The organism is Agrobacterium sp. ST15.16.024 (assembly GCF_027956545.1).
In the GTDB taxonomy this organism is placed as follows: domain Bacteria; phylum Pseudomonadota; class Alphaproteobacteria; order Rhizobiales; family Rhizobiaceae; genus Agrobacterium; species Agrobacterium cucumeris.
Window position 1 is genome coordinate 168,329 of sequence record NZ_JAQKGO010000004.1, and the last position, 21,373, is coordinate 189,701.

The window sequence follows — 21,373 nt, forward strand, 5'->3', positions numbered from 1 at the left end:
ACGCATAATTGATAAAATATTGTCATGAAAGGGATGACAAATGGCGCATGCTAGTATATGTGCGCGCTTGGAATTGGGGTTTGCCCCTTTAACCGCAAGCAAAGAATGGCGAACCCGCTCCTGCCGCAAGGCATGGTCTGAAGGCATTGACCGACAGACGACCGTTGAGCGCTCTGGCTGTTTCAGAAGAAATCAGAGGTTAATATGACCAATATCATTCAGCAGCTGGAAGCCGAACAGGCTGCCAAGATCGAAGCAAAGCGCACCCTGCCGGACTTTTCTCCGGGCGACACGCTGCGCGTCAACGTTCGCGTGACGGAAGGTAACCGTACCCGCGTTCAGGCTTACGAAGGCGTTTGCATCGCCCGTTCTGGTGGTGGCCTTTCCGAAAGCTTCACCGTTCGCAAGATCTCCTACGGCGAAGGCGTCGAGCGCGTATTCCCGATCTACTCCCCGCTGGTTGAAGGCGTTGAAATCGTTCGCCGTGGTAAGGTTCGCCGCGCGAAGCTGTACTACCTGCGCGATCGTCGCGGCAAGGCTGCCCGTATCGTTGAAAACACCGGTACGCGCGCTCGCAAGCTGAACGAATCCGAGCGCCAGGCAGCTGCCGAAGAAAAGGCACGTCTGGAAGCCGAAAAGGTAGCAGCAGCACAGGCTCTCGCCGCCGAAAAGGCAGCAGCCGAAGCCGCAGAAGCCAAGGCAGCGGAAGAAGCAGCAAAGGCTGCAGAAGCCACAGCGGAATAAGATTTCCATTTCAATGGATTTACGGGAAAGGCGGTCTTCGGGCCGCCTTTTTTGTTGTGCCGACGTGACTTGCCCTTGCCTCGGCAAGCGTGCATTTTCAGAAAAATCGTTTCCGGAGGCTCCCATGATCGCCAGACGTTTGCTTCTCGCCGCCTTTGCCGCCTTGGCCATGGTGCCCACGCTCGCCAGTGCCGCCGATCTGCCGGATCTGAAGGGACGCACCGTCGTCGTCGTCACGGAAAACGCCTATCCGCCGCTGCAATTCGTCGATCCGAAATCCGGTGAGGCCATCGGCTGGGAATATGACGCGATGAAGGAAATCGCCCAACGGCTGAATTTCAAGCTCGAATACCAGAACATCTCCTGGGATGCGATGATACAGGCGGTTTCCGCCGGGCAATACGACATCGGCATGACTGGCATCAGCATCAAGGACGACCGCAGGCAAAAAGTGGATTTTTCCGCCCCCTATATGCGATCGGAAATGTTCATGCTGGTGCGCGCCGACGAGGCTCGTTTCACCGATGCGAAGAGTTTCGCCGCCTTCGAAAAAGGCCTTATCGGCGCGCAAGCCGGCACGACACCCTTCTACACCGCGGTTTATGATGTTCTTGATGGTAACGAACAGAACCCGCGCCTGCGGTTGATGGAAACCTTCGGCGCCAGCGTTCAGGCGCTGAAGACCGGCGATGTCGATCTGGTCCTGACCGACGGCGTCGCGGGCAAAGGTTATGTCGATGCTTCCAACGGCACCCTGAAGCTGGTTGGCGGGCCATTGGGCGGAGACGATTTCGGCTTCATCTTCAAAAAAGGCTCGGATCTCGTCGCCCCGGTCAATGCCGCCATTGCAGCCCTGAAGGCGGACGGCACTTTTACCGCGCTTGATAAGAAGTGGTTCCTCGACTACAAGCTCGGCGAATGACGCTCCACGACACTTCCCCGCAACGGAGCGGGCCAAACGGCAAGAGCGAGGATTTTCCCTGGTGGCTGGTCACGATCGTTTTGATCGGGATTGCCCTTGCGGCGGTCATCGCAGTGAATGGCATTTACGCCCAGGTTTTCAGCACCGTCGCCAAGGGCATCGGCATCACGGTCTCCGTCACGCTTGCCGCCTTCACGCTGGCGGTGCTGTTCGGCCTCGCTCTCGCGTTAATCGGCATGGCCGACAATATCGTGCTGCGGCAGGTGGCGCGATTTTACATCGAGGTCATTCGCGGCATCCCGATTATCGTCCTGTTGTTCTATATCGCTTTCGTCGGCACACCGGGGCTGGTGGCACTCTACAATTGGCTGACCTTGCCGCTCGTCACCAATGGCTGGCTGGAGCCGTTGATGGTGCGGGACGTGTCGCTGACCTGGCGGGCAATCATCGCCCTGACGATCGGTTATGCGGCCTTCATTGCGGAGATTTTCCGCGCCGGCATACAGGCTGTCCCGGAGGGGCAGATCGAGGCGGCAAAGGCCCTTGGTTTCAGCCGTTACCGGCGTTTCAGGCTGATTATCCTGCCACAGGCGATCCGGACGATCTTTCCGCCGCTTTCGAACGATTTCGTTTCGATGGTGAAAGACAGCTCGCTCGTCTCGGTGCTTGGCGTCACCGATATTACTCAAATGGGAAAAGTCTATGCGGCAGGCTCTTTCCGCTTTTTCGAGACCTATTCGATCGTCGCCTACATCTACCTGATCCTGACCATCGGCCTTTCGCTGATGCTGCGGCGGATCGAGAAGGCAATGCGCTCAAAACGCGGGTAAGAAAAGACGACAGCCGGTAGAGCCGGCTGTCGTATTGATCAAAGGAAATCAGGCCGCCCTGGCCTGATCACCCATTTTACGCGCGGCGATAATGACCAGCACACCCGCAAGCGCCAGGCAGAAGGCAAGGAAGAACATCGGCGCAATCGTGCTGCCGGTCTGATCCTTGATCCACGGCACCACATTCTGCGCCACGAAACCACCGAGATTGCCCACCGAGTTGATGGCGGCAATGCCTGCGGCGGCACCAGCTCCCTTGAGGAAGCGGCCGGGCAGGCTCCAGAACACCGGCTGGCCGGCGAAGATGCCCGCAGCGGCGATGCAGAGGAAGCTGAACTGCAGGACCGGATCGCTGAGCAGCGCCGACATCAGCAGGCAGAACGCGCCGACAAAAGCCGGGCCGACGATGTAGGGCGTCTTGTTCTTCGCCTTGTCGGCAGCGTTAGGCACAACGAACAGGGCAATAGCCACGATCACCCACGGGATGATGTTGATGAAACCATTGGCGGTGTTGGAAACGCCGAAGCTCTTCACGATCGTCGGCAGCCAGTAGCTGAGACCATAGGCGGCCAGCGGAAAACCAACATAGCAAAGCGCCATGAACAGCACGCGCGGATTGATGAGCGCCTTGAAGCCATCCTCCGCATGTTCTTCCATGCCCTTGTTTTCTTCAGCCAGCCGGTTCTTCAGCCAGTCCTTTTCATCCTGCGTCAGGAACTTCGCCTTTTCCGGCGTATCATCCAGATAAAAGAAGGTGGCGATACCGGCGATGACGGCAGGAATACCGGTTGCCAGGAACACCCATTCCCAACCGGCATAACCGAGGAAACCATCCAGATCTAGCAGCATGCCGCCAAGCGGCGCGCCGATCGCATTGGCAAGCGCGCTGAAAATCATGAACAGGCCGATCATTCGACCGCGATAATCACGCGGGAACCACAGCGTCATCAGGAACAGCACGCCAGGGAAGAAACCAGCTTCGCACAGCCCGAGCAGGAAGCGCAGGATGTAGAACATCGTTGCGTTCTGCGTATAGGCAAGCGCGATGGTGACCGCACCCCAGGAAACCAGAATGCGGGCGAACCATTTGCTGGCGCCGAAACGGTTGAGGAACAGATTGCTCGGCACTTCGAAGATGAAATAACCGATGAAGAACAGCGAGGCACCAAGGCCATAGGCATATTCGCTGAGGCTCAGCGCATCCACCATCTGCAGCTTGGCATAGCTGACATTCTGGCGGTCGATATAGGCGATGAGGTAGAGAAGGCCAAGAAACGGCATCAGCCGCCAGGTGATCTTCGAGATGAGGGCTTTTTCGGATACCATATGCTTTCCTCCCTTCGATTTCTCGTCGAATGCAAATGATAAGGGAACCCATCTATATGTGCAGCGCAAAATACGCAAGTTGCACCGCATCATAACCACTGGAACACGTTATGAGACCGGCATTTACTGTTGATGCAGCGCATATGAAGGATACCGAACGGCCCCCTGACGGCCAGTGAGCATTCATATTGCCGTAAAACTGCCGATCTGCTATTAAAGTTGCCATGGGATCTAAATTCGGATGTCTCGCTCAGAATGTTTATGTGCTGCAGGACCACAAGCGTCTGCCGGCACGGTTCTTTGCGCGCGTTTCCGGGGCGCTCACCAGCCGACTTAGGCTCGCCTGACAGCACCTGCTGTCCATCGCCTTACTGAACCCTGATTACCCTTTTCCATGACAAGGCATAGAGCCATGAGCGCACCCCGCACTTTGTATGATAAAATCTGGGACGACCACGTCGTCAACCGTGACCCGGACGGAACCTGTCTTCTCTATATCGACCGTCACCTGGTCCATGAGGTGACGAGTCCGCAGGCCTTCGAAGGTCTGCGCATCGCTGGCCGCCCGGTGCATTCGCCGGCGCGCACGCTTGCGGTGGTCGACCATAACGTTCCCACCACCGCCGACCGGCTGGAAGGCATTAAGAACGAGGAAAGCCGCATTCAGGTGGAAGCGCTTGCGCAGAACGCCAAGGATTTCGGTGTCGAATATTATTCCGAGCGCGACAAGCGGCAGGGCATCGTCCATATCGTCGGCCCCGAACAGGGTTTCACCCTGCCGGGCATGACGATCGTCTGCGGCGATAGCCACACCTCCACTCACGGCGCTTTTGGCGCGCTGGCGCATGGTATCGGCACATCGGAAGTGGAACATGTTCTGGCCACCCAGACACTGATCCAGAAAAAGGCCAAGAACATGCTGGTGCGTGTTGATGGCAAGGTTCCGGAGGGCGTGACCGCCAAGGATATCATCCTCGCGATCATCGGCGAGATCGGCACGGCCGGCGGCACCGGTCACGTGATCGAATTTGCCGGCGAGGCGATCCGGTCGCTTTCCATGGAAGGCCGCATGACGGTCTGCAACATGACCATCGAGGGCGGTGCCCGCGCCGGCCTGGTCGCACCTGACGAAACCACTTTCGAATACATCAAGGGCAAGCCGCGCGCGCCGAAGGGCGAAACGCTGGAACAGGCAATCGCCTATTGGAAGACGCTGAAATCCGACGAAGGCGCCCATTATGACAAGGTCGTGGTGCTGGACGCAGCCAATCTGCCGCCCATCGTCTCCTGGGGCTCATCACCGGAAGACGTAACTTCGGTCGAAGGCGTCGTTCCCAATCCTGATGATATCGAGGAAGAGAACAAGCGCACCTCCAAGTGGCGCGCGCTGGAATATATGGGCCTGCAACCCGGCACCCGCATTACCGATATCGCCGTTGACCGCGTCTTCATCGGCTCCTGCACCAATGGGCGCATTGAGGATTTGCGTGCAGCGGCGAAAATCGTCGATGGCCGCAAGGTGGCCCCCACCGTCTCGGCCATGATCGTGCCCGGCTCGGGTCTGGTCAAGGAACAGGCGGAACAGGAAGGCCTGGACAAGATTTTCCTCGACGCCGGTTTCGAATGGCGCGAACCGGGCTGCTCCATGTGTCTTGCCATGAATGACGACCGCCTGAAGCCCGGCGAACGCTGCGCCTCCACCTCGAACCGCAATTTCGAGGGCCGTCAGGGTTACAAGAGCCGCACCCATCTCGTTTCCCCGGCCATGGCGGCGGCGGCGGCAATTGCCGGCCACTTCGTCGACGTGCGCGAATGGCAATAAGAGCCTGAAGCCAGCCATCAGAAAAGCCACCCGCTCCAAACCGGGGCGGGTGGCTTTTTATTGCGCGCCCTGCAAACGCCGTTGTGGCTGCGTACCGTGCACGAACACGGCAAATGTATCCCAGGGCGGCATAATTGAGAGTTGGGTCAGGATGCGCGCAACCTCGCCTCGGTGAATGCCGGCATGCAGGACCACGTGTGAGATCATTTCGGCACGGGACATGTAACCTTTGTCACCATCAGTGAAGGTGAAAACGACAAATTCGCCAAGCGATGCGGGCGATGTTTTCTCGATATAGTCGAGATACCAGCCATCCAGAGCTGCGACATCCCTTGCAAGATCATTCAATTCCGGCGTTGCCTCGGTATTGTCAGAGACAAAGCCATGCGCCGTTCCGGTGAGGTGACCCGCAAAAATTCTCGCGACAACATAATAGTGATTGATCAACCGAATTGCCGTGTGCTGCTGGGAGGCATTTTGCTCGGGATCGAGTTGTTGCAGCTTCTCGAACAAATCCCTGTTCGCCCATGCGTGATAGCCGAGCAAACTCCTGAGCAGGTCCATCATGACAATATCCTTTACATCCTGAAAATGTGAGCACTATGTTTATATTTTCGCCATGGAGGGTGCCTTGTCTACTCGCATTGCAAAACGAAAGACCGCGATGCGCAAAGAGCCGCGCCAGGAGCGCTCGAAAGCCACCGTCGATGCCGTCGTCCACGCGGCTGCTCGCATTTTAAGCGATCATGGCTGGGCGGGTTTCACCACAAATAGGGTGGCGGAAACCGCCGGTGTCAGCATCGGCTCGCTATATCAATATTTCCCGGACAAGGTTTCGATTGTCGAAGCGGTGCGCCATCGCCACCTTGAAGATTGCCTCGCGGTCATGAAGAGCGTCACTGAGCAAAGGCAATCGCTCCTCCAATTCGTAGAAGAACTGGTGGCCGGCATGATTGCTGTGCACAGCCTCCATCCCGGACTTCATAAAGTCCTGCTGGATGACGCACCCAGCCACGCGGAAATGAATGATCCCAACAGCGCTTTTGAAAAGGAATATCTCGGTCTTTACTCGGCAGCGATAACGGCCCACCTGCCAGCCGGATCAGCGATGGACAGCCGGACTGCCGCTCTGATCGTGTCCGACGCCATTGACGGCATCATTCACAACGCCGCCAGGCGCGGGGAATTGCAGTCACCCAGGATCAGGCGGGAAATGACCTCACTCGTTCACGCCTACCTGTATGAGGTAACGGCGAGCTGAGATCTTATTCCGAAATGATCTTCACGCGCTGGCCGGGTTGAAGCGTGGCGGTGGCGCTCATCGCATTGATCATGCGGAACATGTCAAGCTTGCGCTCGGTTCCCATCATTCGCGCAGCGATCGTCGCCACGGTTTCGCCGGGCTTCACGGTCACCACGCGCACGCGCAACGGCTTCAGCGATGCGATTTCCTGCGGGGTCATCTTGCGGAAGCTCGTGCGCAGCACATTGGCGATGGAATCAAGCTGCGCATTGCCCTTCGGCACCGCCGTCAGGAACCGGAATATCTGCTGGCCGACACGAATGACGGTCACGTCGAAATCCCATTTATCCGCACTTGCCCGGGCTGTCGCGGCCTCCAGACCATTGATCTGCGTTTCCTTGACGGTTTCCGGCAAGAGACCGGCAACCCAGCCGCTGGTCAGGTAATTGGCAAGGGTGGTCTGTTTGGGATCGGCCACGCCGTCGAAACGGATCGCCATATCGCCGGGTCCTGTGGCCAGAACGGCTTCCACCTTGTTGTCGATGACGAAACCTTCCGGCACGTCAAAACGGATGCCAAGCGTTCCGTGCAGGAACGTCTGACCCCGGACATACCCTTCCTGCGGGCTGTCGCCATAAAGCAGACCGTCTATGCCATCCAGGAACCAGTCACGTCCACGATCCCCGACCTGGCCTTCCTGCCCAAAGGCACGGGCATGGCGGCGCGCAAGCTCAATGCGCTGCGGCGTGTTGGGGTGGCTGGAAAGGAAGTCGAGGCTCTGGTCGTTTTCGGGATCAGCCGAGGAAAACCGTGCATAGGCCGCCATGGAATCCAGAAAACGCGGCGATGCGAATGGGTCGTAACCGGCCTCGCCCAACATGCGCACACCGATGACATCCGCCTGCAATTCCTGTTGGCGCGAGAAGGCAGCGAGCCGAAGCTTGCCGCGTGCAAGCGCCTGCTTGCCGGCCAGATCGCTCGACAGAACCTCCGCGACCACACGGCTGGCGATCACCTCCGCCTCTTCCCGGCGCTGACGCTCGATGCCGTGATTGGCGGTGACATGGCCCATCTCATGCGAAAGCACGGCGGCCACTTCCGAGGCGTCATTGGCGAGCGCCAGAAGCCCGCGCGTCACGTAAAGATATCCGCCCGGCAACGCAAAGGCGTTGATGGCAGGCGAATTCAGGATGGTGATGCGATAGGACTGCTGCGGATTCTCCGAAACGGCCGTCAGCGCGCCGGCGATGCGGGCAACAAGCCGTTCGGTCTTGGCGTCACGATATTCGCCGCCATAACTCGCCACGATGCGCGGATGTTCGCGTGCACCCATCTGCGCACGGGGATCGTTCTTCTGCACCTCTTCCACGGTCTGCGGATTGTCCGATGGGCGCAATGTGGACTGGTAGGCCGGGCTGAACAGGGACTGGCACGACGACAGGAATACGGCAGACGCCGTCAGCACGGACCAGGCAGCAGCCATCCTGCCCGAACGGCGAAGGCCTGAACGGGAGAAGAACCTCCACTGTGCAGTCATGCTATTTCTCATTCTCTATGCCTGCCCCTAACGTTCCTGATCATCCGTTAATTGCAGACCAGAATAACAGATTCGCCCCAACGAGCCATGAATGCCGATACGGTAAAAACGATCCATCAAGTCCGGAATATTCCTGAAGAACGCAATAATTCCCGTCTTTTCTCGGGCAACAACTTGAAACTGGCAAGTGCAAATTAGCGCCATTGAAGTCATCTAAAGCGATTGCCAGCGGCACACGTCGAAAATAAGGCGATCAGCCGTTCAGAAAACTGTCCACCGCCTTCACATTTTGTGTGGCAAAGAAATCTGCGGTCGGGCCGGTGTAGACAACGCGGCCGCGATCAAGAAAAACCACCCGCTGCGCCAGCTTTTTTATGTCGTCCGGATGGTGTGAGACAATAATCACCGTATTTTTTGTTTCGGCATGCAAGTCGAGAAGCAGCGAGGTCATGCCCGCGCGCAGTCCCGGATCGAGCGCGGCAAAGGGCTCATCCAGCAGCATGACCGGTTTTTTCCTTACCAGCGCACGTGCCAGAGCCGCCCTTTGTCTTTCCCCGCCGGAAAGCGTGCCGGGCAGGCGCCTGTCGAAACCCGCAAGACCAACGCGCGCCAGCGCCATCTCGATGTTACTCCGGTCTTGTGCCTGCAATTTCAGCCCCGGACTGACGCCGAGCGCGACATTGGTGAAAATATCGAGATGGGCGAAAAGATTATTATCCTGAAAGATCGATGAAACAGGCCTTTCGGAAGGATCGAGCGCCGTCATGTCCTGCCCGCCGATCACCACGCGGCCGGAATCAGGCGTCTCGAAACCGGCGACCAGATTGAGAAGCGTCGACTTGCCCGAACCGGATGCGCCGACAACGGCGGTTACCTGGCCTTGTAGAAAGGTGCAATCCAGATCGAAATCCTGCGTTCCAAGCAGCAGCCTGACCCTGTCCAGTCGAACTGCGAAATCATCACCGGTCATATGTTTGCCCTTGCTGATTGCGCCCCTGGTGATCGTGACTGTCGTGAAACGCCGCCTGCGGCAAGCAACAGACAGACGACACCGAGGATAAACGCGTATCCGGCAGCGTCATTGGTGCGGTAGCTGCCCATATTGCTATAAACGAGCCATGGCAAGGTGACGAAACTTTCCGACCCGAACAGGGCAACCGCCCCGAGATCGCCGAGGGACAGGGCCATGGCAAAGGAAAACGCCATCACTACGGGCCGCCACAGGACCGGCAGATCGGCAAATCTCAGCCGCGTCAGCCCCTGTAGCCCGAGGCTGGCGGAAAGCCGGCCAGTGCGCAGAAAATGGCTGTTAAAGGCGGGCTCCAGCACCCGCATGGCAAGCGGCAGCGCCATCAGCATATTGATGATCGCCACGAGAACCGGCGCATAAAAGCTGACATCACCGAGGGGCCGCAACAACAGAAACCATCCGCTGCCGAGCACGACAGGCGGCACCAGCAGTACAAGCGAAGACCCCGCGCCGAGCGTGGCGGACAGAAAGCGCAACGGCCGAACCGCCCGCCGCCGTGAACCAACGGCCTGACGCGCACTGATGATCGCAAAACAGCAGAGCACGACGAGAGTTGCGGAGAGCGCGGCAATGGCAAGGCTGGTGGCGGCCGCTCGCAAAAAGATCGGTGCTGACAGAAGGCGCGGCAGGTCGGCACTCAAGCCTGAGACGGCTACGGCCACAAGCGGCAGTCCGATCAGCAGAACCGCAAAAATGATCGCCGCCCCATCCCAAAGACGTGCACCAGCCCCTTTGCCATCGAAGCGGCGAAGGGGCCGCCCAAGCGAGGCGATTTCCGCTTCCGGCGATGGCAGAAAGGCAAGAAGGCCAAGCAGGATTGCGGTAAGGACGATCTGTAAAACTGAGAGCGCGATCGCCCGCTGCGGATCGAAATCGAACCGCAGCGCCTGATAGATCGCCACCTCCAGTGTCGTGGCTGCCGGGCCACCACCAAGCAGCAGCACCAGCGTGAAACTGGTGGCGCACAGCATGAAGACAAGTCCGGCAATACCGGGAACAAGCCGGGAAATCGCCGGCCATTCGATGAAGCGGAAAGTCGAAACCGACCCCATGCCGAGGCTTGCCGCCATGCGCCAATATTCACCCGGAATGCGCTCCAGCCCGGCCAGCATCAGCCGCACGCAGAGCGGCAGATTGAAGAACACGTGGGCGATAAGAATTCCGGAAAGGCCGTAAATGCTGAAGGGTTGCTCCGCGCCGGCAAAAACGAGAGCCGTATTCAAGACACCCTGCCTGCCCCAGATGGCGATAATGCCGAATGCGCCGACAATGACCGGCAGCCCCATCGGCACCGCCATCAGCCTGATAATCCATATCCTTCCCCAAAAATCCCGCCGCCGGGCAAGCGCCAGCGCCACCGGCAGGCCGAGAACGATGGACAGGAAGGTGGAAAGCATTGCCTGATAAAGCGTGAAGCGCAGGATACGCAGCGTATAGGTATCCATGATGCCCGCAGCCGATACGCCGACATCAAAAGACAGGAGGGCCGCAACGGCGAGCGCCATGAACAGGAAAACGGCGGCAAAGGCCGCCGTTCCGAAAAAAATGGATCGCTGGTAGTCGCGACGCAGCATCATGGGTGGACGTGCCTTTTCCTCAATTCATGCTCATGGCCGCAAGCCATTCGTCGATCCAGGCCTTGCGGTTCTTCGCCACCTGTTCCGGATCCATCAGAAAGGTCTTGGCAGGCACGACGAGTTTGGAAAACGCCTCGGGCAAAGGCTTCGATGTCGCCGCAACCGGCATCATCCAGTTGTTTTCGGGAATGGCATCCTGAAAACCTGATGTGAGCGTGAAAGCAAGAAACTGCTTTGCCAATTGCTTGTGCGGTGCGTTTTTGAGAAGGCCGGCCACTTCGATCTGGATATAATGCCCCTCCGAGAAGGAGGCAGCCTGATAGCGATCCGTCTTTTCGGCGACCATGTGATAGGCGGGCGAAGTGGTGTAGGAAAGCACCATCGGCACCTCACCCTTGGTGAAGAGACCGTAGGATTCCGACCAGCCCGGTGTGACGGTCAGGATGCGTTTCCTGAGCTTCGCCCAGGCCTCGGGAGCCTTGTCTCCATATACCGATTTCACCCACAGAAGTAGCCCAAGCCCCGGCGTGGAGGTACGCGGATCCTGAATGGCGATCTTCTGCGAAGGATCGCCGTCCACCAGTTCTTTCAGGCTCGTCGGTGGGTTTTTTACCGTCTGCGTGTCATAGATGACCGCGAAGTGCCCATAATCATAGGGGACGAAGACATCGTCCTCATAACCACCCGGCACCTTGGCCGCCGACGTATCGATGCCGCTGACATCGAAAAGGCCGGTCTGTTTCGCTTCCGCGACGAGGTTGGTGTCGAGACCGACGACGACATCCGCCCTGGATCCCGCACCTTCCAGTTTCAGGCGGTTGAGCAGCGCCACACCATCCGCCACGCCGATAAAATTGACCGTGCAACCACAAACCTTCTCGAAGGCTTCCTTGACCTTGGGACCGGGTCCCCATTCGGACACGAAGCTCTCATAGGTGTAGACGGTGAGTTCCTGCTTGTCCTGTGCAACGGCAAGGCCGGGCAGAAACAGCGAGGCGGCAACGATGGAATTCAGGAAAAGACGACGGCGCACGAGTATCTCCTCAAAACAAAAAGGGAAATAGCCGCCTGCCTTGAAGCCGTCTAATCCCTCCGCCGGTATGAACCGGATCAGGTTCTTCGGGTTGGCAAGCCTCTCAGCCTTTTGCACGCAAGCACAAAAGACACCCCGTTAGATCAAGATGATGGTGTAGTCCCGCCGTCTGCGATTGGCAAGATGGCTGTCGTCAGCCCTGCGCCGTCATATGCACCAATTCCCAGACGTGACCATCAGGATCCTGAAAACTGCCGGCATACATGAAGCCGTGATCCTGAACGGGTTTCCAGCCGCTGCCACCGGAGGCAAGCGCGGTTGCAATCATCCGGTCGATTTCCTCGCGGCTTCCGGCGGAAAGGCAGGTCAGCACTTCGGTGCTACTCTTCGCATCGGCGATATCGCCATTGATGAAATCGCGAAAACGCTCTTCCTGGAGCAGCATCACGAAGATGTTCTCCTCCACGATCATGCAGAGCGTTCGATCGTCAGAATATTCTGGATTGAAGCTGAAACCCAGCGCCGTGAAGAAGTTTCTGGATGTCTCGATATTCTTGACGGGCAGATTGACGAAGATCATGCGCATTTTCTGAACTCCTCCGAACCCGCACAGGAAACGGCAATTCCGCCTCCCTGTCAAAGGCGGATGCGGCTCAATCAGCAAAAGACGATCGCCTTCAGCCTTCCAGTTCCTCGCGCAGCATCTCCAGCTCCAGCCATTCTTCTTCCATGGTCTCGAGCTTTTCACGCAGCTTGGTCATTTCCTGCGCCAGCGTATTGAATGTGGCGGGATCCTTGGTGAAAAGCGCGGGATCGGCCATGCGCTGCTCGCGTTTTGCGATTTCGCCCTGCGCTTTTTCCATCTCCTTCGGCAGATTTTCGAGTGCGAATTTCTGCTTGAAAGAAAGCTTGCCCTTGGCCTTTGCAGGGTCCTGCGAAGCGGAAGTCGAAGGTGCGGCCTTCGCCTTTTCCTGTTTCTCCGCCTTGCGTTTTTCCTCCGCCGCGCCCTTGCGCTGCGCCATCATATCCGAATAACCGCCGGCATATTCGATCCAGCGTCCATCCGGCTGATCCGGATTGGCGGGTGCGATGGTGGAGGTGACGGTACGGTCAAGAAAATCACGGTCGTGGCTGACGAGGATGACGGTGCCGGAAAAACCCGCAACGATTTCCTGCAACAGATCGAGCGTTTCGATATCGAGATCGTTGGTCGGCTCGTCGAGGATCAAAAGGTTGGTCGGCCGCGCCAGAATGCGCGCCAGAATAAGACGGGCACGCTCGCCGCCGGAGAGGTTGCGGATCGGCGTGCGGGCCTGTTCCGGCTGGAACAGGAAATCCTTCATGTAACCCGTAACGTGCTTCACTTCGCCATTGACCAGCAGATTGTCGCCGCGCCCATCAGTCAGGTAATGCGCAAGCGTATCGTTGGGATTGAGATCCTCACGCTTCTGATCAAGCGTTGCGATTTCCAGATTGGTGCCGAGCTTCACCGTTCCGCTATCGGGCTCAAGCTGGCCGGTCAGCATTTTCAAAAGTGTGGTTTTGCCGGCACCATTCGGCCCGACGAAACCTATGCAATCACCACGATGCACCCTGAGCGAAAACGGCGCGACAATCACGCGCTCATCGTAAGCCTTGGTGACGGCCTCGGCCTCGATGACCAGCTTGCCGGATTCGCGCACGTCCGAAGCCGTGGCCTGCACGGAGCCCTGCGGCCCCTTGTGGCCGCGATATTCGGCGCGCATGGCCTGAAGTTCGCCGACACGGCGCATGTTGCGCTTGCGCCGCGCAGTCACGCCGTACCGCATCCAGTGTTCTTCACGCTCGATGGCCTTGCCGAGCTTGTGCTGTTCCAGTTCTTCCTCTTCCAGCACCTTGTCGCGCCATTCCTCGAAATGGGCAAAACCGCGATTGAGACGGCGCGACTGGCCGCGATCGAGCCACACGGTCGAGGTCGAGACTTTTTCGAGAAAACGCCGGTCGTGCGAAATCAGCACCAGCGCGCTGCGCGTCTGCTGCAATTCGCTTTCAAGCCATTCAATGGTGGGCAGGTCCAGATGGTTGGTCGGCTCGTCCAGCATCAGAATATCAGGCTCCGGCGCCATGACGCGGGCAAGCGCCACACGCCGCGCTTCGCCGCCGGAAAGGCTTGCCGGATTTTCCTGTCCCGTCAGGCCGAGATGTTCGAGCAGGTAAGTCACCCGATAAGGGTCGTCACCTGGCCCAAGCCCCGCTTCGGCATAGGCCTGAACGGTATCGTAACCGGCAAAATCCGGTGCCTGCTCCAGATAACGGATGGTAGCGGAAGGATGGCGGAAAACCTCGCCCGACTGTGCCTCGACCAGACCGGCAGCGATCTTCATCAGGGTCGACTTGCCCGAACCGTTGCGCCCGACAAGGCAGATGCGGTCGCCCGGCTCCACCTGGAAATTGGCGCCGTCGAGCAGCGGGGTCACGCCGAAAGTCAGCTTGATATCGTCGAGTTTCAAAATTGGGGGTGCCAAGGCGTCAGGCTCCGGTCAGATCATAGGGGCGGGCGAGGACGATGGCTTTGCCGCTTTTCAGCGAGAAATGCACAGGGCCGCCATTCGCGACATTGGAAATAGTGCGGGAAGAGCCGAAAGCAAGCGCGAAATCGTCAAGCGGATAACGCACATTGCCGATATCAAGCCCTTGAAGGGCGGTAAATCCGGCCACGGAAAACAGCGAACCGGCCGGCAGATCGACATCAAGCAAACCGGGAAGAAGTGGCTGCGCCTCCTCGTCGCCTGACGTCAGTGTCACGTCGAGACCCCGTTCGGCAAGCGCCACCGCATAAAGAAGATGTTGTAGCGCGTGGTCGCTTCTCTCGCCTCCAAGCGCCCCCACCAGCAGCAGCGAACGGGCCCCACGGGAGAGTGCTTCCGAGACCGCGATCTCGCCATCAGTCACGGCCTTTGCGGCCGGATAAGGCTGGCGCTCCACATCGGGCCAGGCGCCCAGCAACTCTTCACTGGCGGAATCGAAATCCCCCACCCAAAGCTCCGGTCTGAGGCCGAGCGGTCCGGCATGGCGCATGCCGCCATCGGCCGCAATCACGCGGCTATCGGCAACCGCCAGCTTCAGGCGGTCGGTAACCGTGACATCGCCGCCAAGCAGAATGGTGAAGCGCTCTTTATCCATGCCCTGCCTTATCGCACCTCAGCCAAAAAGGGAAAGCCGAAACCCGATGAAATCAGCCTATATTGATTTTCGCCGGCTTCGGGATTATGAAACGCTTCAGTGGTGATTTGCCGACCGGCTTGCAGCCACTTTAAAGAAGTCGCTAAAGGGTCGAGGAAAAGGGCAATTTCCTGGGACCGGCTGCGATTTCGCTGCCGGTTTTTTTGTTTTCGCAACGTTCTTTACGTCACCCGAAAAGAGAGTTCGACATGCCGATCAAGATTCCCGATACGCTTCCCGCCTTTGAGACCCTCGTTCATGAGGGCGTGCGGGTCATGACCGAAACGGCGGCCATCCGGCAGGATATCCGCCCGCTCCAGATCGGGCTTCTCAACCTCATGCCGAACAAGATCAAGACGGAAGTGCAGATGGCCCGCCTCGTCGGCGCCTCGCCGTTGCAGGTGGAGTTTTCGCTGATCCGTATCGGCGGCCATCGCGCCAAGAACACGCCGGAAGAACATCTTCTGTCCTTCTATGAAACGTGGGAGGAAGTGCGCCACCGCAAGTTTGACGGTTTCATCATCACCGGCGCGCCCATCGAGATGCTGGACTATGAAGATGTGACCTACTGGGCCGAGATGCGACAAATTTTCGACTGGACGCAAACCAATGTCCATTCGACGCTGAATGTCTGCTGGGGTGCGATGGCTGCCATCTACCATTTCCACGGCGTGCCGAAATACGAGCTCAAAGAAAAGGCGTTCGGTGTTTATCGTCACCGCAATCTCTGCCCGTCATCGATCTATCTGAGCGGCTTTTCGGACGATTTCCAGGTTCCGGTCTCACGCTGGACGGAGGTACGCCGCGCCGACATCGAAAAACACCCCGAACTTGAAATCCTGATGGAGTCAGAGGAAATGGGCGTGTGTCTGGTGCATGAGAAGGCCGGCAACAGGCTCTATATGTTCAATCATGTCGAATATGATTCAACCTCGCTTTCGGATGAATATTTCCGCGACGCAAATGCCGGTGTGCCCATCAAGCTGCCGCATGATTATTTTCCGCACAATGACCCGGAGCTTGCCCCGCTGAACCGTTGGCGCAGCCACGCCCATCTGTTTTTCGGCAACTGGATCAACGAGATATATCAGACGACGCCCTACGATCTCGAATCCATCGGCAAACTCGCCGCGTAAATTGCCGATTGCGAATTGCCGGGAAATGACGCAACGTCCGCCCGGCAATTCGTGGCAATCGGGAGAATGATGCAATGAGCGACGGGGCAGCACGCGAGAATTTCGGTTTCACGGCGACCGGTGAAAAGGTCGAACGCGTCACCATCTCGAAGGGCGGACTGACGGCCAAGGTCATCACCTGGGGCGCGGTCATTCAGGATCTGCGCCTCGATGGTCACCAGCCGCCGCTCGTTCTCGGCTTCGATAAATTCGAGGACTACAAATATTCCTCCTATTTCGGCGCCACCCCGGGCCGCAATGCCAACCGCATCGGCGACGGCAAATTCTCCATCGACGGGCATGAATACCAGCTGGAGCTGAACGAAAAGGGCGTAACCCATCTGCATGGCGGCAGCGACGGCATGGGCAAACGCAACTGGATGCTGATGGAGCATGGCGAAAGCCATGCCGTTCTGCAGATCATCGATGCCGACGGTCGCGCCGGTTATCCCGGCAACTGCACGGTCACCGCCACCTACACGATCCTCGACGGCGGCGTGCTTTCGGTGGTCTACGAAACGGTGACCGACAAACCGACCATCGCCAATGTCTGCCAGCACTCCTATTTCAACCTCGACGGTGCGGATACCGCACTAGGGCATGAGATCAGCATCGCCGCTGATTTTTACCTGCCTACCAACGACAAACAGATACCAACAGGCGAAATCCGCTCGGTTGAAGGCACCGTCTTCGACCTGCGCCAGCCAACACCGATGCGGCGCAAGGAGGATGGTGAGCAGGTCCTCTACGATCACAATTTCTGCCTCTCGCCCGAGCGCCGCGCAAAGCGCAAGATTGCCCGCGCCTATTCGCCGGCCTCGGATATCGCCCTTGAGGTTCACACCACCGAACCCGGTGTGCAGTTCTATTCGGCCTTCAAGCTGAACGTTCCGGTTCCCGGCCTCGATGGCCGCCACTATGGTCCCTTTGCCGGTTTTTGCCTCGAAACGCAGATCTGGCCTGATGCCGTCAATCACCCTGACTTTCCGCACGCGATCTTGCGGCCGGGCGAAACCCTGCGTCAGGAAACAGATTATATTTTCACGAAGGGCTGAGCGGGCGGGCTGGATCAGTCCAGTACGCAGCCGACATAAGCGCCCGAGGCCCGGGCGCGCCGCTCGATAAGACCAGCCAGCCTTTGCAGGCCACGCCCAGGCTTGCTGGCGACCCGGTCAATGGGATTGGGCAGGGAAACGGCGAGCAGCGCCGCCTGACGGGAACTGAGCTTTGCCGCCGGCACCTTGAAATGATGCTGCGCGGCAGCCTCGATGCCGTAGATGCCCGGCCCCCATTCCGCAACGTTGAGATAAATCTCCATCATCCGCTTTTTGGACCAGACAAAATCGGCCGCGATCGCCAGCGGCAGTTCCAGCCCTTTACGCAGGAAAGAGCGACCGTTCCATAAAAACAGGTTCTTGGCTGTCTGCATTGGAATGGTGCTGGCACCGCGGGTGGAGGCGCCATCGAGTGCATTGCTGACCACGGATTGCATCTGGTTCCAGTCCACGCCACCATGGAAACAGAATTGCCCGTCTTCCGACATCATCACGGATTGCACAAGACGTGGTGAAATATCCTCGAGCGGAACCCAGCGCCGGTCATAGCCCTGCAGTGTTACCAGATCGGCAAGCATCAGCGTCGAAACGGGCCGCATGAACGGCAGCGCATAGACGGGAATCAGCAGATAGGGCAGGATCAGCAAAGCCAGCAAGGTCATGATGATGCGCTTTGCCAACGTGCGAAAATCCACCTTCGGACTGCTCCGGTCTTCCGCCAGCACGGCGTAATCTGCGTCGCTTTCAGGCGTACTGCTCAATATCCGTCCCAGCCCCGCGCCAATCGAAGCCTTTCATAGTCCATTGCCGTCTTCAAGGCGAGTCTGGTCAAACAGTTACGCCCGGGAATCACGAAAAGGTTGCCTGGCCCCGCGCGGCATGTCAAAGAGCGCGACATGGACGCTCAGATGACGAATTTCGAAACGAGGCTGCGCGAAAACGCGGCAAAAACCGAAGCCCTGCTTGGCCGCCTGCTTTCCGGTGAAGCACGCGCAGACGAGATCACGCGTCCGCAAAACCTGCTCGACGCCATGCGCCATGGTGTGCTGAACGGCGGCAAACGCCTGCGGCCCTTTCTCGTTATCGAAAGCGCCGCCCTTCTGGGCGGAGATGCCGAAGCTGCCCATTATGTCGGCGCGGCACTGGAATGCCTGCATTGTTATTCGCTTGTGCATGACGATCTGCCGGCCATGGACGACGATGACCTGCGCCGCGGCCAGCCGACGGTGCATCGCAAATTCGATGAGGCGACCGCCATTCTCGCCGGTGACAGCCTGCTGACGCTCGCCTTCGATATTATCGCCTCGGATGAAAACCCGCTTGCGGCCGAGCGTAAGGCCGCACTCGTGCTTTCACTTGCCCGCTCAGCCGGCATCGGCGGCATGGCCGGCGGACAGGCGTTTGATCTTGCTGCGGAAAAAAAGGCGCCGGATGAAGCCGGCATCATTACATTGCAGGCTATGAAAACCGGTGCTTTGCTGCGTTTCGCCTGCGAGGCCGGCGCGATCATTTCCGGAAGTGATGTTTCCGAACGGCAAAGGCTACGCCTCTTCGGCGAAAAAATCGGCCTCGCCTTCCAGCTCGCCGACGATCTTCTCGATCTCACTGCCGATGCCGCCACCATGGGCAAGGCAACCGGCAAGGATGCCGCACGCGGCAAGGGAACATTGGTCGCCTTGCGCGGTGAAGACTGGGCGCGCGCCAAGCTGCAGGAACAGGTAACGGAAGCCAGTAACCTCCTGGCCCCTTATGGCGAAAAGGCTGCAATTCTCATCGCGGCCGCAAGGTTCATTGCCGAACGGAAAAGCTGAGCCGGTTTCCCCGCTCAGCCTCTATACCCAATCAGCCCTTAAGAGGCGAAATCAGCACTTCAACGCGACGGTTCTGAGCGCGACCGTCAGGCGTTGCATTCGATGCGATCGGCTGCGAAGCACCGAAACCAAGCGTCGAAATGCGGCGCTGATCGACGCCGCGCGCGCCGAGGTAATTGGCAACCGATGCGGCGCGACGCTCCGAAAGGCCCTGATTGTAACCGGGGCTGCCGGTGGAATCAGTGTGACCATTGATGTCGATCAGCGTGCGGTTGAATTTGTTCAGCACGATGCCGACGGAATCGAGCGTCTGATAAAACGGCGGAATGACCTGATCCTGATCCGTCGCAAAGGTGATGTTCGACGGCATGTTGAGAACGATGCTGTCGCCACGGCGGGAAACCGAAACGCCCGTACCCTGAAGCTGGGCGCGAAGCTCGGCTTCCTGACCATCCATATAATTGCCGATGGCGCCACCGGCGAGCGCGCCGATGCCCGCACCGATAAGCGCGGCATTACGACGACCGGTCGGCGAACCGCCGACAGCCAGACCGCCGAGCGCGCCGACCACGGCGCCGATGCCGGCACCACCCGCGGTGTTCGACATCTTCTGTTCACCCGTATAGGGATCGGTGGTGGTGCAGGCGGAAAGATAGGTCCCGCAAAGGGCGACGATCGCGATTTTTTTGATCATGTGTTTTGATGCTCCGAGAGGTTCAGGAGGTACGACAGTGGAATTCCGGCTTTTTCACGGTACTCTTTACTCCGCCGCGTCTTTCCGGCCAAAACGCTTTTCGATGTAATCGGCCACAAGCGCTTCGAAATCACCGGCAATGTTGGGACCACGCAAAGTGAGCGCCTTTTCCCCGTCGATGAAGACCGGCGCTGCCGGGCTTTCGCCGGTTCCGGGCAGGGAAATGCCGATATCGGCATGTTTGCTTTCACCGGGGCCATTGACGATGCAGCCCATGACGGCGACGTTCAATGCCTCGACGCCGGGATATTTTTCACGCCAGACCGGCATGTTCTTGCGAATATCGTTCTGGATATTCTGCGCCAGCTCCTGAAAGACGGTGGACGTGGTGCGCCCGCAGCCGGGACATGCCGCAACCACCGGAATGAATTGCCTGAAACCCATGACCTGCAGCAATTCCTGCGCCACCTGCACCTCACGGGTGCGGTCGCCATTCGGTTCGGGCGTCAGGGAGACGCGGATCGTGTCACCGATGCCGTGCTGCAGCACATAACCCATGGCGGCAGACGAGGCGACGATGCCCTTGGAACCCATGCCGGCTTCCGTCAGGCCAAGATGCAGGGCATGGTTGGAGCGCTCCGACAACATCGAATAAACGGCAATCAGGTCCTGCACCTGGCTGACCTTGGCCGAAAGGATGATGCGGTTGCGCGGCAGGCCGATCTCTTCGGCAAGCTCGGCGGAAATCAGCGCCGACTGGACGATGGCCTCACGCGTGACCTGACGGGCGGAGAGCGGAAACCCCTCTTCCTTGTTATGATCCATCAGCGTGGTCAGCAATTCCTGATCCAGCGATCCCCAGTTCACGCCGATGCGCACGGGCTTGTCATAACGGATCGCCATTTCGACGATTTCGCCGAACTGCTTGTCCTTCTTGTCTTTGAAACCGACATTGCCGGGATTGATGCGGTATTTCGCCAGCGCTTCGGCACAGGCCGGATGATCGGCCAGAAGCTTGTGGCCGATATAATGGAAATCGCCGATCAGCGGCACATCCATGCCGAGACGCAACAGCCGCTCGCGGATTTTCGGCACGGCGGCAGCGCTCTCGTCGCGGTCAACGGTAATACGCACCATTTCCGAACCGGCCTGGAAAAGCGCTGCCACCTGTTGCACGGTGGCGTCGATGTCAGCGGTATCGGTATTGGTCATCGACTGCACGACGACGGGCGCACCGCCACCAACGATGACGCCGCCCACGTCGACAGCGACGGATGCGCGGCGGGGCTTTGGATCGTAATCGGCATGTGACGTCATGGCGGTCTCTGGAGCTTGCGGCAAGGTCTGGCAATTGAGGTGAAACAAGGGGGCCG

At 58.6% G+C, this 21,373-nt stretch carries 20 protein-coding genes and 2 riboswitches; of the genes, 8 read left to right on the top strand and 12 right to left on the bottom strand.

Features of this window, described 5'->3' with window-relative positions:
- Nucleotides 1–204 precede the first annotated feature (204 nt).
- The 3 genes from rplS to PL640_RS15580 all read left to right on the top strand — a co-directional run bounded on the left by rplS (nt 205) and on the right by PL640_RS15580 (nt 2,496).
- Nucleotides 205–744, top strand: coding sequence for a 50S ribosomal protein L19 (rplS, locus tag PL640_RS15570; RefSeq protein WP_046799594.1), 540 nt, complete (start codon nt 205–207; stop codon nt 742–744).
- A gap of 124 nt (nt 745–868) precedes the next feature.
- Nucleotides 869–1,666, top strand: coding sequence for a transporter substrate-binding domain-containing protein (locus PL640_RS15575; RefSeq protein ID WP_271362533.1), 798 nt, complete (start codon nt 869–871; stop codon nt 1,664–1,666).
- Nucleotides 1,663–2,496 (top strand): amino acid ABC transporter permease, encoded by an 834-nt coding sequence (locus tag PL640_RS15580; RefSeq protein ID WP_271362534.1) that lies wholly within the window; start codon nt 1,663–1,665, stop codon nt 2,494–2,496. Before PL640_RS15575 ends, PL640_RS15580 begins: the two co-directional genes overlap by 4 nt.
- A gap of 48 nt (nt 2,497–2,544) precedes the next feature.
- Here the strand turns inward: PL640_RS15580 and PL640_RS15585 are convergent, their stop codons facing one another.
- Entirely contained in the window at nt 2,545–3,822 is a 1,278-nt protein-coding gene (locus PL640_RS15585) for an MFS transporter (protein ID WP_142842243.1), read from the bottom strand.
- 412 nt (nt 3,823–4,234) lie between these two features.
- On the opposite strand from PL640_RS15585, the gene leuC reads away from it, so the two are divergent.
- Nucleotides 4,235–5,644 carry a 3-isopropylmalate dehydratase large subunit gene (gene leuC, locus PL640_RS15590; RefSeq protein WP_271362535.1) on the top strand — a complete coding sequence of 470 codons (1,410 nt, stop codon included), beginning with the start codon at nt 4,235–4,237 and terminating at the stop codon, nt 5,642–5,644.
- A gap of 57 nt (nt 5,645–5,701) precedes the next feature.
- Here leuC and PL640_RS15595 read toward each other — a convergent pair whose 3' ends face one another.
- Nucleotides 5,702–6,211 (bottom strand): DinB family protein, encoded by a 510-nt coding sequence (locus tag PL640_RS15595; protein ID WP_271362536.1) that lies wholly within the window; start codon nt 6,209–6,211, stop codon nt 5,702–5,704.
- A 97-nt stretch (nt 6,212–6,308) separates the two neighbouring features.
- Between PL640_RS15595 and PL640_RS15600 the strand changes: the two genes are divergently transcribed.
- Nucleotides 6,309–6,905 (top strand): TetR/AcrR family transcriptional regulator, encoded by a 597-nt coding sequence (locus tag PL640_RS15600; protein WP_271362654.1) that lies wholly within the window; start codon nt 6,309–6,311, stop codon nt 6,903–6,905.
- Between the two features lie 4 nt (nt 6,906–6,909).
- Here PL640_RS15600 and PL640_RS15605 read toward each other — a convergent pair whose 3' ends face one another.
- From PL640_RS15605 to PL640_RS15635, 7 genes are all read right to left on the bottom strand, one after another.
- Nucleotides 6,910–8,370, bottom strand: coding sequence for a M48 family metalloprotease (locus tag PL640_RS15605; protein WP_271362656.1), 1,461 nt, complete (start codon nt 8,368–8,370; stop codon nt 6,910–6,912).
- Between the two features lie 307 nt (nt 8,371–8,677).
- On the bottom strand, nt 8,678–9,394 hold the full coding sequence (locus PL640_RS15610) for an ATP-binding cassette domain-containing protein (RefSeq protein ID WP_271362537.1): 717 nt from the start codon (nt 9,392–9,394) through the stop codon (nt 8,678–8,680).
- On the bottom strand, nt 9,391–11,031 hold the full coding sequence (thiP, locus tag PL640_RS15615) for a thiamine/thiamine pyrophosphate ABC transporter permease ThiP (RefSeq protein WP_271362539.1): 1,641 nt from the start codon (nt 11,029–11,031) through the stop codon (nt 9,391–9,393). Before thiP ends, PL640_RS15610 begins: the two co-directional genes overlap by 4 nt.
- A gap of 19 nt (nt 11,032–11,050) precedes the next feature.
- Nucleotides 11,051–12,064, bottom strand: a complete 1,014-nt coding sequence (gene thiB, locus PL640_RS15620) for a thiamine ABC transporter substrate binding subunit (RefSeq protein ID WP_271362540.1) — start codon at nt 12,062–12,064, stop codon at nt 11,051–11,053.
- A 37-nt stretch (nt 12,065–12,101) separates the two neighbouring features.
- A riboswitch (TPP riboswitch) is annotated at nt 12,102–12,212 on the bottom strand.
- Nucleotides 12,213–12,257: 45 nt separating this feature from the next.
- On the bottom strand, nt 12,258–12,650 hold the full coding sequence (locus PL640_RS15625) for a VOC family protein (protein WP_137085453.1): 393 nt from the start codon (nt 12,648–12,650) through the stop codon (nt 12,258–12,260).
- Nucleotides 12,651–12,741: 91 nt separating this feature from the next.
- Nucleotides 12,742–14,568 (bottom strand): ABC-F family ATP-binding cassette domain-containing protein, encoded by a 1,827-nt coding sequence (locus tag PL640_RS15630; protein ID WP_271362543.1) that lies wholly within the window; start codon nt 14,566–14,568, stop codon nt 12,742–12,744.
- A gap of 4 nt (nt 14,569–14,572) precedes the next feature.
- Nucleotides 14,573–15,226, bottom strand: a complete 654-nt coding sequence (locus PL640_RS15635) for a thiamine diphosphokinase (RefSeq protein ID WP_271362544.1) — start codon at nt 15,224–15,226, stop codon at nt 14,573–14,575.
- A gap of 89 nt (nt 15,227–15,315) precedes the next feature.
- Nucleotides 15,316–15,392: riboswitch (SAM riboswitch) on the top strand.
- Between the two features lie 82 nt (nt 15,393–15,474).
- Between PL640_RS15635 and metA the strand changes: the two genes are divergently transcribed.
- Complete coding sequence (metA, locus tag PL640_RS15640) at nt 15,475–16,401, top strand: homoserine O-acetyltransferase MetA (RefSeq protein WP_271362545.1); 927 nt, start codon at nt 15,475–15,477, stop codon at nt 16,399–16,401.
- Between the two features lie 74 nt (nt 16,402–16,475).
- Nucleotides 16,476–17,495: an aldose epimerase family protein gene (locus tag PL640_RS15645; RefSeq protein ID WP_271362546.1), complete on the top strand. Its 1,020-nt coding sequence runs from the start codon at nt 16,476–16,478 to the stop codon at nt 17,493–17,495.
- A 14-nt stretch (nt 17,496–17,509) separates the two neighbouring features.
- On the opposite strand, the gene mtgA is transcribed toward PL640_RS15645, so the two are convergent.
- Nucleotides 17,510–18,256 carry a monofunctional biosynthetic peptidoglycan transglycosylase gene (mtgA, locus tag PL640_RS15650; RefSeq protein WP_271362548.1) on the bottom strand — a complete coding sequence of 249 codons (747 nt, stop codon included), beginning with the start codon at nt 18,254–18,256 and terminating at the stop codon, nt 17,510–17,512.
- Nucleotides 18,257–18,391: 135 nt separating this feature from the next.
- Here mtgA and PL640_RS15655 point away from each other — a divergent pair, with 135 nt between their 5' ends.
- Nucleotides 18,392–19,306: a polyprenyl synthetase family protein gene (locus tag PL640_RS15655; RefSeq protein WP_142842218.1), complete on the top strand. Its 915-nt coding sequence runs from the start codon at nt 18,392–18,394 to the stop codon at nt 19,304–19,306.
- 31 nt (nt 19,307–19,337) lie between these two features.
- Here PL640_RS15655 and PL640_RS15660 read toward each other — a convergent pair whose 3' ends face one another.
- Together PL640_RS15660 and ispG are read right to left on the bottom strand one after the other, a co-directional pair.
- Nucleotides 19,338–20,000, bottom strand: coding sequence for an OmpA family protein (locus tag PL640_RS15660; protein ID WP_065114337.1), 663 nt, complete (start codon nt 19,998–20,000; stop codon nt 19,338–19,340).
- A 66-nt stretch (nt 20,001–20,066) separates the two neighbouring features.
- Entirely contained in the window at nt 20,067–21,317 is a 1,251-nt protein-coding gene (ispG, locus tag PL640_RS15665) for a flavodoxin-dependent (E)-4-hydroxy-3-methylbut-2-enyl-diphosphate synthase (protein WP_271362549.1), read from the bottom strand.
- Nucleotides 21,318–21,373 lie beyond the last annotated feature (56 nt).

Excerpts from the sequence above, each read along its gene's own strand:
- rplS (WP_046799594.1), top strand. The coding sequence starts at position 205 with ATGACCAATATCATTCAGCAGCTGGAAGCCGAACAGGCTGCCAAGATC.
- PL640_RS15575 (WP_271362533.1), top strand. The coding sequence starts at position 869 with ATGATCGCCAGACGTTTGCTTCTCGCCGCCTTTGCCGCCTTGGCCATG.
- PL640_RS15580 (WP_271362534.1), top strand. The coding sequence starts at position 1,663 with ATGACGCTCCACGACACTTCCCCGCAACGGAGCGGGCCAAACGGCAAG.
- PL640_RS15585 (WP_142842243.1), bottom strand. The coding sequence starts at position 3,822 with ATGGTATCCGAAAAAGCCCTCATCTCGAAGATCACCTGGCGGCTGATG.
- leuC (WP_271362535.1), top strand. The coding sequence starts at position 4,235 with ATGAGCGCACCCCGCACTTTGTATGATAAAATCTGGGACGACCACGTC.
- PL640_RS15595 (WP_271362536.1), bottom strand. The coding sequence starts at position 6,211 with ATGATGGACCTGCTCAGGAGTTTGCTCGGCTATCACGCATGGGCGAAC.
- PL640_RS15600 (WP_271362654.1), top strand. The coding sequence starts at position 6,309 with ATGCGCAAAGAGCCGCGCCAGGAGCGCTCGAAAGCCACCGTCGATGCC.
- PL640_RS15605 (WP_271362656.1), bottom strand. The coding sequence starts at position 8,370 with ATGGCTGCTGCCTGGTCCGTGCTGACGGCGTCTGCCGTATTCCTGTCG.
- PL640_RS15610 (WP_271362537.1), bottom strand. The coding sequence starts at position 9,394 with ATGACCGGTGATGATTTCGCAGTTCGACTGGACAGGGTCAGGCTGCTG.
- thiP (WP_271362539.1), bottom strand. The coding sequence starts at position 11,031 with ATGATGCTGCGTCGCGACTACCAGCGATCCATTTTTTTCGGAACGGCG.
- PL640_RS15625 (WP_137085453.1), bottom strand. The coding sequence starts at position 12,650 with ATGCGCATGATCTTCGTCAATCTGCCCGTCAAGAATATCGAGACATCC.
- PL640_RS15635 (WP_271362544.1), bottom strand. The coding sequence starts at position 15,226 with ATGGATAAAGAGCGCTTCACCATTCTGCTTGGCGGCGATGTCACGGTT.
- metA (WP_271362545.1), top strand. The coding sequence starts at position 15,475 with ATGCCGATCAAGATTCCCGATACGCTTCCCGCCTTTGAGACCCTCGTT.
- PL640_RS15645 (WP_271362546.1), top strand. The coding sequence starts at position 16,476 with ATGAGCGACGGGGCAGCACGCGAGAATTTCGGTTTCACGGCGACCGGT.
- PL640_RS15655 (WP_142842218.1), top strand. The coding sequence starts at position 18,392 with ATGGACGCTCAGATGACGAATTTCGAAACGAGGCTGCGCGAAAACGCG.
- PL640_RS15660 (WP_065114337.1), bottom strand. The coding sequence starts at position 20,000 with ATGATCAAAAAAATCGCGATCGTCGCCCTTTGCGGGACCTATCTTTCC.
- ispG (WP_271362549.1), bottom strand. The coding sequence starts at position 21,317 with ATGACGTCACATGCCGATTACGATCCAAAGCCCCGCCGCGCATCCGTC.